9 protein-coding genes are annotated in these 7,379 nt (G+C 69.1%); 8 read left to right on the plus strand and 1 reads right to left on the minus strand.

What is annotated here, in order from left to right:
• Positions 1 to 441 (minus strand): chemotaxis protein CheW (locus FV222_RS12760; RefSeq protein ID WP_147814525.1); only part of this gene is annotated, 441 nt, incomplete at its 3' end.
• Between the two features lie 430 nt (positions 442 to 871).
• Here FV222_RS12760 and FV222_RS12765 point away from each other — a divergent pair.
• The 8 genes from FV222_RS12765 (at position 872) to FV222_RS12800 (ending at position 7,299) form a co-directional block, all read left to right on the plus strand.
• Positions 872 to 2,647 (plus strand): acetolactate synthase 3 large subunit, encoded by a 1,776-nt coding sequence (locus FV222_RS12765; RefSeq protein ID WP_147814527.1) that lies wholly within the window; start codon positions 872 to 874, stop codon positions 2,645 to 2,647.
• 134 nt (positions 2,648 to 2,781) lie between these two features.
• Positions 2,782 to 3,324, plus strand: a complete 543-nt coding sequence (gene ilvN, locus FV222_RS12770) for an acetolactate synthase small subunit (protein ID WP_147754014.1) — start codon at positions 2,782 to 2,784, stop codon at positions 3,322 to 3,324.
• A gap of 19 nt (positions 3,325 to 3,343) precedes the next feature.
• Positions 3,344 to 3,679 carry a MazF family transcriptional regulator gene (locus tag FV222_RS12775; RefSeq protein WP_246685441.1) on the plus strand — a complete coding sequence of 112 codons (336 nt, stop codon included), beginning with the start codon at positions 3,344 to 3,346 and terminating at the stop codon, positions 3,677 to 3,679.
• Positions 3,663 to 4,034, plus strand: coding sequence for a type II toxin-antitoxin system PemK/MazF family toxin (locus FV222_RS12780; RefSeq protein ID WP_147754016.1), 372 nt, complete (start codon positions 3,663 to 3,665; stop codon positions 4,032 to 4,034). The genes FV222_RS12775 and FV222_RS12780 overlap by 17 nt, the downstream gene beginning before the upstream one ends.
• Positions 4,031 to 4,669 carry a glutathione S-transferase gene (locus tag FV222_RS12785; protein ID WP_147763788.1) on the plus strand — a complete coding sequence of 213 codons (639 nt, stop codon included), beginning with the start codon at positions 4,031 to 4,033 and terminating at the stop codon, positions 4,667 to 4,669. The genes FV222_RS12780 and FV222_RS12785 overlap by 4 nt, the downstream gene beginning before the upstream one ends.
• A gap of 84 nt (positions 4,670 to 4,753) precedes the next feature.
• The gene (locus FV222_RS12790; protein WP_147763789.1) at positions 4,754 to 5,389 is read left to right on the plus strand and encodes a TetR/AcrR family transcriptional regulator C-terminal domain-containing protein; all 636 of its coding nucleotides are present in this window, start codon (positions 4,754 to 4,756) and stop codon (positions 5,387 to 5,389) included.
• Positions 5,390 to 5,420: 31 nt separating this feature from the next.
• The gene (gene ilvC / locus FV222_RS12795) at positions 5,421 to 6,440 is read left to right on the plus strand and encodes a ketol-acid reductoisomerase (protein ID WP_147754019.1); all 1,020 of its coding nucleotides are present in this window, start codon (positions 5,421 to 5,423) and stop codon (positions 6,438 to 6,440) included.
• Between the two features lie 205 nt (positions 6,441 to 6,645).
• Positions 6,646 to 7,299: a pyridoxamine 5'-phosphate oxidase family protein gene (locus FV222_RS12800; RefSeq protein WP_147763790.1), complete on the plus strand. Its 654-nt coding sequence runs from the start codon at positions 6,646 to 6,648 to the stop codon at positions 7,297 to 7,299.
• Positions 7,300 to 7,379 lie beyond the last annotated feature (80 nt).

The following is a 7,379-nucleotide window of genomic DNA, read 5'->3' on the forward strand; positions in this document are numbered from 1 at the left end:
GGCGCGCTCCTCGGCGCCGAGCAGGCGCTCCGGGTCGAGGGCGTGGATCAGCCGGTCGCCCTGGGCGATCTCGGCGGACACGCAGCCGTTCAGACTCGCCTGCGCCGCCACCGGCCGGATCGCCTCGGGCTCGATGGTCACGAGGTCGGTCACCCGGTCGACGAGCCAGGCCCCGGCGACGTCCGGCGTCAGGATCAAGTGGGCGTAGGGGCCGGGATCGTGCGCCCCCTCGCGCAGGCCGAGGAGGCGCGCGAGGTCGACGACCGGCACCGGTTCGCCGCCGAGGTTGAGGAAGCCGGCGAGCCACCCGCCGGCGGCCGGCGGGCGAAACAGGTCCGGCAGCGGCAGCACCTCGCCGGCCGCAGAGCGCGGCAGGGCGCAGGACGTGCCCGCGACGTCGAGGAGCAGGTAGCTGAGCGAGGCCGTCTCGGGCTGGGCCACCGGCGTTCCGTGCACTCGCGCTCGCTGGGCTGGGGGACGAGGATCGTTGATAGGCCGGGCGCCGAGCCGGGGCAATCGCGCGGCGCGCCCTGGGGCCGGCCTGCGGCAAATGCTTCGCGGAGGCCCGATCCTCTGCGGAGACCTCGCGCACCGCCCGAAGACCGTTGACCATCGGCGAGCCCTTCGTTAAGACACCGGTCACTTTTCACGCGGAGCGCCATGCGGGCGGCCTGCGTTGGGCGAAAGATCGATCGCGATGAAGACGATCCTTATCGTAGCGGAAGCGCCACCGACGGGGCGGCCCTGAACTCAGGGCCGCGATCCGGGCGGTGGCGCATGCAGGGTCCCTCGCGGGGCCCTTTTTTGTTGCCCGCGCCCGATCGACGACATCGAGACGACGAAGACCAGCAAGACGAGTAGGAGGAAGACGATGGGCGGCGAGGTCATGACCGGGGCCGAGATGGTCATCCGGGCGTTTAAGGATCAGGGCGTCGACACGTTGTTCGGGTATCCCGGCGGCGCGGTGCTGCCGATCTACGACGCGCTCTTTCACCAGGAGGCGGTCAAGCACGTGCTGGTCCGCCACGAGCAGGGCGCCGTGCACGCCGCCGAGGGCTATGCCCGCTCGTCCGGCAAGGTCGGCTGCGTGCTCGTCACCTCGGGCCCGGGAGCGACCAACATCGTCACCGGCCTGACCGACGCGCTGCTCGATTCGATCCCGCTCGTCTGCATCACCGGCCAGGTCCCGACGCACCTGATCGGCACCGACGCGTTCCAAGAGTGCGACACGGTCGGCATCACGCGCCACTGCACGAAGCACAACTACCTGGTCAAATCGATCGACGACCTGCCGCGCATCCTGCACGAGGCCTTCTACGTCGCCTCGCACGGCCGGCCCGGCCCCGTCGTCGTCGACCTGCCCAAGGACATCCAGTTCGCGAGTGGGCTCTACGAGCGTCCCTCGGTCGACGGCCACAAGACCTACAAGCCGGCGGTCAAGGGCGACGCGGACAAGATCCGTACGGCCGTCGAGCTGATGGCGGGCGCGCGCCGCCCGGTCTTCTACACCGGCGGCGGCGTGATCAATTCCGGCCCCGAGGCCTCGCGCCTGCTGCGCGAACTAGTCGCCGAGACGGGCTACCCGGTCACCTCGACCCTGATGGGGCTCGGCGCCTTCCCGGCCTCCGACGACAAGTTCCTCGGGATGCTCGGGATGCACGGCACCTACGAGGCCAACCTCGCGATGCACGAGTGCGACGTGATGATCTGCGTCGGCGCGCGGTTCGACGACCGCATCACCGGCCGCCTCGACGCGTTCTCGCCGTTCTCGAAGAAGATCCACATCGACGTCGACGCCTCCTCGATCAACAAGGTGGTCAAGGTCGACGTCGGCATCGTCGGCGACTGCGCGAGCGTGCTGTCCGACATGCTGGAGGTCTGGCACGCCCTGCCGGCGCGGCCCGAGAAGTCCAACCTCGACGGGTGGTTCGCCAAGATCCGCACCTGGCGGGCGCGCGAGTGCCTCGCCTACTGGCCTTCGGGCACGATCATCAAGCCGCAGCACGCGGTGCAGCGCCTCTACGAGGCGTGCAAGGACCGCGAGACCTACATCACGACGGAGGTCGGCCAGCACCAGATGTGGGCGGCGCAGTACTTCAAGTTCGAGGAGCCGAACCGCTGGATGACCTCCGGCGGCCTCGGCACCATGGGCTACGGCCTGCCGGCGGCCATCGGCACGCAGCTGGCCCATCCCAAGGGCCTGGTCATCGACATCGCGGGCGAAGCCTCGATCCTGATGAACATGCAGGAGCTCTCGACCGCGGTGCAGTACCGCCTGCCGGTCAAGATCTTCATCCTGAACAACGAGTACATGGGCATGGTGCGCCAGTGGCAGGAGCTGCTGCACGGCTCGCGCTACTCGCAGAGCTACTCGGAGAGCCTGCCGGACTTCGTCAAGCTGGCGGAGGCCTACGGCGCCAAGGGCATCCGCTGCGACAAGCCGGGCGACCTCGACGCGGCGATCGCCGAGATGCTCGACTACGACGGCCCGGTCGTCTTCGACTGCATCGTCGACAAGAAGGAAAACTGCTTCCCGATGATCCCGTCGGGCAAGGCGCACAACGAGATGCTGCTCTCCGACTACCTCGGCGAGACCGGCATGGAGATCGGCGACGTGATCTCCGAGGAAGGCAAGATGCTGGTGTAGCCTTCGGTGGCGGCCCGACCCTGCGGTCGGGCCGCGATCCGCCGCATCGGCGGCGACGCGCAGCCGCGCCCGCCTCGCCCCAGGGGTGCGAGGCCGCGGATTGGACGAACTGGACGACGAGGACGCGCCCCGCAATGAACGCCATGAACACCCACTATCCCGACGCCGGCAAGATCGAGGCCGTCAACCGGCACACCCTCGCCGTGATCGTCGACAACGAGCCGGGCGTGCTCGCGCGCATCTCCGGGATGTTCTCGGGGCGCGGCTACAACATCGAGAGCCTGACGGTGTCGGAGACGGAGGAGGCGCGCCACCTTTCGCGCATCACCATCGTCACCGCCGGCACCAACGCGGTGATCGACCAGATCAAGGCGCAGCTCGACCGCCTCGTGCCCGTGCACCGGGTCGTCGACCTGACCCTCCAGGGCAGCGCGCTCGAGCGCGAGCTGTGCCTCGTGAAGGTGGCGGGGCAGGGCGAGCATCGCGGCGAGGCGCTGCGGCTCGCCGCCGCCTTCGGCGCCAAGACGCTGGACGCGACGCTGACCTCCTTCGTGTTCGAGCTCACCGGCGCGACCGAGGAGATCGACCGCTTCATCCGCCTGATGACCGTGCTCGGCCTCGTCGAGATCTCCCGCACCGGCATCGCCGCGATGGGCCGGGGCGCCGACCCGATGTGATTTCGCGAGAGCCGGCGCTATGATGGTGCCGGCTCGCGAAAGGAGCGTCGGGATGGAAGGGAAACTGGAACGATCTGGTCAGGCGTTCGCCGTCCGGTTGTCTGCGGACGACGTCCGCTCGCATGGCCTCAGCGAGGGCCAGACCGTCGAGGTGACGGCGAAGGACCGTATCGTCACGACGACCGATGCCGGCCCTCACGCTCAGGGCCGCCGGCACGTGAACGGGATCCCGGTCTTCACGATGGCCGAGATGGTCGCGGAAGCGCGCCGCCTCGGACCCGCGTTCGAGCCTCCCACCGTCGGCTGGGGACCGGATCGCGGATCCGAGATCATCGACGATGACGACTCCCGCTGAGCGGCGGGCGCGTCCCGGCGAATTGCTCCTCGTCGACCTGGAGCCCGTCCGCGGGACCGAGCAGAACGGCCGCCGTCCGGCCCTGGTGGCCTCGAACGACGAGATGCACCTGCTGGCTCGCCGCGTCATCGTCTGCCCGATCACCCGGAACCGCGATCCCTGGCCGACGAAGGTGATGTTGCCGGCTGGTCTCGCGGCTGAGGGCGCGGTGCTGGTCGATCAGGTCCGCTCGATCGATCGGGACGCACGCATTCTCAGATCACTCGGTTTCGTGCCGGACGTGGTCCTCGCCGAGGTCCGCGGCAGGCTCGCGACGCTTCTCAGCCTCCTCAGCGACGACGGTGCACGCCCATGACGACCCTCTACTACGCCCCCGGCGCCTGCTCGCTCGCCTCGCATATCGCCCTGGAGGAAGCGGGCGCGCCCTACGAGACCGTGCGCCTCGACCTCGCCGCCGGCGACCAGCGGGCGCCGGAATACCTCGCGATCAACGAGCGCGGCCGGGTGCCGGCCCTGGTCGTGGGCGACTGGGTCCTCACCGAGAACAGCGCCATCCTGCGCCACGTCGCCCGCGCGCACCCTGAGGCGCGGCTCTGGCCCGAGGACCTGAAGGCGCAGGCGGTGGCCGACGAGTGGCTGTGCTGGCTCGCGACCAACCACCACCCGGCCTACGCCCACATCCGGCGGGCGGAGCGCTACAGCGACGACGAGGCGGCGCTGCCCGGCATCCGCGCCAAGGCGGCCGACACCTTCGGCGACCTCTGCACGATGACCGAGGTCAGGCTCTCGAACGGCGGCTGGGCGGTGGAAGACCGCTACGGCGTGGTCGACGCCTACCTGATGGTGTTCTGGGTCTGGGCCCGAGGGCCGACCCTGCGCTTCGACATGCCGGCCCGGTTCCCGGCCTGGACCGCCCACGCGCGCGCCATGGCCGAACGGCCGGCCGTGCAAGCCGTCTTCGCCCGCGAAGGCCTGCCGTTTCCGGCCTAAGGCATCCCCAGACGGTGCCCTTGCGATCCGGAACGAATCGCCCTATCAGGCGAACCGTACGGTACGGTACGGTTTTAGCGCACGATGGCATCCGGCTCGGCGATCCACGACGCGACCCCTTCCGTCCGCCAGCAGGCCGTCCTGGACGCGGTGCTGGACCTGATGGTGGAGGAGGGCGACCAGCTCACGATGGATGCGGTCGCGCGCCGTGCGAGCTGCTCCAAGGAGACCCTGTACAAGTGGTTCCGCGACCGCGACGGCCTGCTCACCGCGACGGTGCGATGGCAGGCCTCCCGCGTGCGCACCGGCCAGTACGAGGCGCACGCCCTCGACGTCGCCGCCCTGAGCGAGAGCCTGCGCGATTTCGCGACGACCTGGCTCGGCGTGATCTCGAGCCGGGCCTCGATCGCCCTCAACCGCATCGCCATCGGCGACGCGGCGTCGCGCAAAAGCAACCTCGGCAGCATCGTCCTCGCCAACGGGCGCTTCGCGATCGGCGACCGGCTGAAACCGGTGCTGGAGGCGGGCCGCGCGGCGGGGCTGCTCGCCTTCGACGACACCGAGACCGCCTTCCGCACCTTCTTCGGCCTCGTCGGCCGCGACGTGCAGATCAGACTTCTGCTCGGCGATGCGATCACCTTCGACGCCGCCGAGATCAGACGCGACGCCGCCCGCGCGGTGGAGCAGTTCCTGGCCCTCTACGGCCAGCCCAAGCGCTAACCACACCCCTTCACCAGAGAGGACCAACACCATGAGGGTTTACTACGATCGCGACGCCGACCTGAACCTGATCAAGGGCAAGAAGGTCGTCATCGTCGGCTACGGCAGCCAGGGCCACGCCCACGCGCTCAACCTGCGCGATTCCGGCGTGAAGGACATCGCCATCGCCCTGCGCGCGGGCTCGGCCACCGCCAAGAAGGCCGAAGGCCAGGGCTTCAAGGTGATGTCGGTCGCCGACGCCGCCAAGTGGGCCGACGTGGTGATGATGCTCACCCCGGACGAGCTGCAGGGCGACATCTACAAGGAGTCGCTGGAGCCGAACATGAAGCAGGGCGCCGCCCTGCTGTTCGCCCACGGCCTCAACGTTCACTTCAACCTGATCGAGCCGCGGTCCGACCTCGACGTGCTGATGGTCGCCCCGAAGGGCCCGGGCCACACCGTGCGCTCCGAGTACCTGCGCGGCGGCGGCGTGCCGACGCTGATCGCGATCGCCCAGGACGCCTCCGGCAACGCCCACGACCTCGGCCTGTCCTACGCCTCCGCCAACGGCGGCGGCCGCGCGGGCATCATCGAGACTACGTTCAAGGAAGAGTGCGAGACCGACCTGTTCGGCGAGCAGGCCGTGCTCTGCGGCGGCGTCGTCGACCTGATCAAGGCCGGCTTCGAGACCCTGGTCGAGGCGGGCTACGCCCCCGAGATGGCCTATTTCGAGTGCCTGCACGAGGTGAAGCTCATCGTCGACCTCATCTACGAGGGCGGCATCGCCAACATGAACTACTCGATCTCGAACACCGCCGAGTACGGCGAGTACGTCACCGGCCCGCGCATCGTCACCGCCGAGACCAAGGCCGAGATGAAGCGCGTCCTCGACGACATCCAGTCGGGCAAGTTCACCCGCGACTGGATGCTGGAGAACAAGGTCGGCCAGACCTCGTTCAAGGCCACCCGCGCCAAGCTCGCCCGTCACCCGATCGAGGAGGTCGGCGCCAAGCTCCGCGGCATGATGCCGTGGATCTCCGAGAAGGCGCTGGTCGACAAGACCAAGAATTGATCCGTTCGGACGTTCGGTCGAGCCCTTCCAGGCGACCATGATCGATGAAGGCCGGCCCCGTGGAAGCGGGGCCGGCCTTTTTCATGCGGCGGGCAAACTCGGCAATTGCCCGCGCCGACGTTTGCGGGGACAGTGCCGCCGCGAAAGTCCGAGACAACTCCGCGACGCAAGGATCGCGGAGGCTCGGCCGGCTCGGGAGGAAACCATGGCCTCGCTCTATTCGGACGCGCACCGCGCGCTCCAGCAGGAGTTCAAGACCACCAAGCTCGCCGACCGCCTCGACACCCAGTGGGTGCACGAGACGATCCAGGACGACGAGGCGGCCTTCATCGGCTCGCGCGACATGTTCTTCCTGTCGACAGTCGATCCCGACGGCATGCCGACGGTGTCGTACAAGGGCGGCGGCCCCGGCTTCGTGAAGGTCGTGGACGACCACACGCTGGTGTTCCCGGGCTTCGACGGCAACGGCATGTTCTACTCGATGGGCAACATCGAGGGGCAGGCCAAGGTCGGGCTGCTGTTCATCGACTTCGAGACGCCGCACCGCGTCCGCGTGCAGGGCACCGCGACGCTGCTGCGCGACGATCCCCTGATGGCGCACTACACCGAGGCCAAGTACCTGGTGCGCGTCGACGTGGTGAAGATCTGGGTCAACTGCCCGCGCTACATCCACAAGTACGAGAAGGTCGCGCAGAACAAGTACGTCCCGACGCCGGGCCGCGAGACGCCGCTGGCCGCGTGGAAGCGCCTGGATCTGGCTGGCGACGTGATCTCCGACGCGGACAAGGCCCGCGTCGCCAAGGAAGGCCGCCTGGAGGTGCCGGAATACGAGGCGCTGGTCGCCCGCGGCGAGGCGTAGGTCTCAAACGCCGAGCTGGCGCGCGAGGTCGGCGAGGTCGGCGGCCGCATAGGTCGCCGGCACGCCGGGCGCGGTCTCGC

The sequence above is a fragment of the Methylobacterium sp. WL103 genome (assembly GCF_008039885.1).
Taxonomy (GTDB): Bacteria; Pseudomonadota; Alphaproteobacteria; order Rhizobiales; family Beijerinckiaceae; genus Methylobacterium; species Methylobacterium cerastii.

Bases quoted from the DNA above. Each gene is read 5' to 3' on its own strand.
- FV222_RS12765 (WP_147814527.1), top strand. From the start codon at position 872: ATGGGCGGCGAGGTCATGACCGGGGCCGAGATGGTCATCCGGGCGTTT.
- ilvC (WP_147754019.1), top strand. From the start codon at position 5,421: ATGAGGGTTTACTACGATCGCGACGCCGACCTGAACCTGATCAAGGGC.
- ilvN (WP_147754014.1), top strand. From the start codon at position 2,782: ATGAACGCCATGAACACCCACTATCCCGACGCCGGCAAGATCGAGGCC.
- FV222_RS12790 (WP_147763789.1), top strand. From the start codon at position 4,754: ATGGCATCCGGCTCGGCGATCCACGACGCGACCCCTTCCGTCCGCCAG.
- FV222_RS12785 (WP_147763788.1), top strand. From the start codon at position 4,031: ATGACGACCCTCTACTACGCCCCCGGCGCCTGCTCGCTCGCCTCGCAT.
- FV222_RS12780 (WP_147754016.1), top strand. From the start codon at position 3,663: ATGACGACTCCCGCTGAGCGGCGGGCGCGTCCCGGCGAATTGCTCCTC.
- FV222_RS12775 (WP_246685441.1), top strand. From the start codon at position 3,344: ATGATGGTGCCGGCTCGCGAAAGGAGCGTCGGGATGGAAGGGAAACTG.
- FV222_RS12800 (WP_147763790.1), top strand. From the start codon at position 6,646: ATGGCCTCGCTCTATTCGGACGCGCACCGCGCGCTCCAGCAGGAGTTC.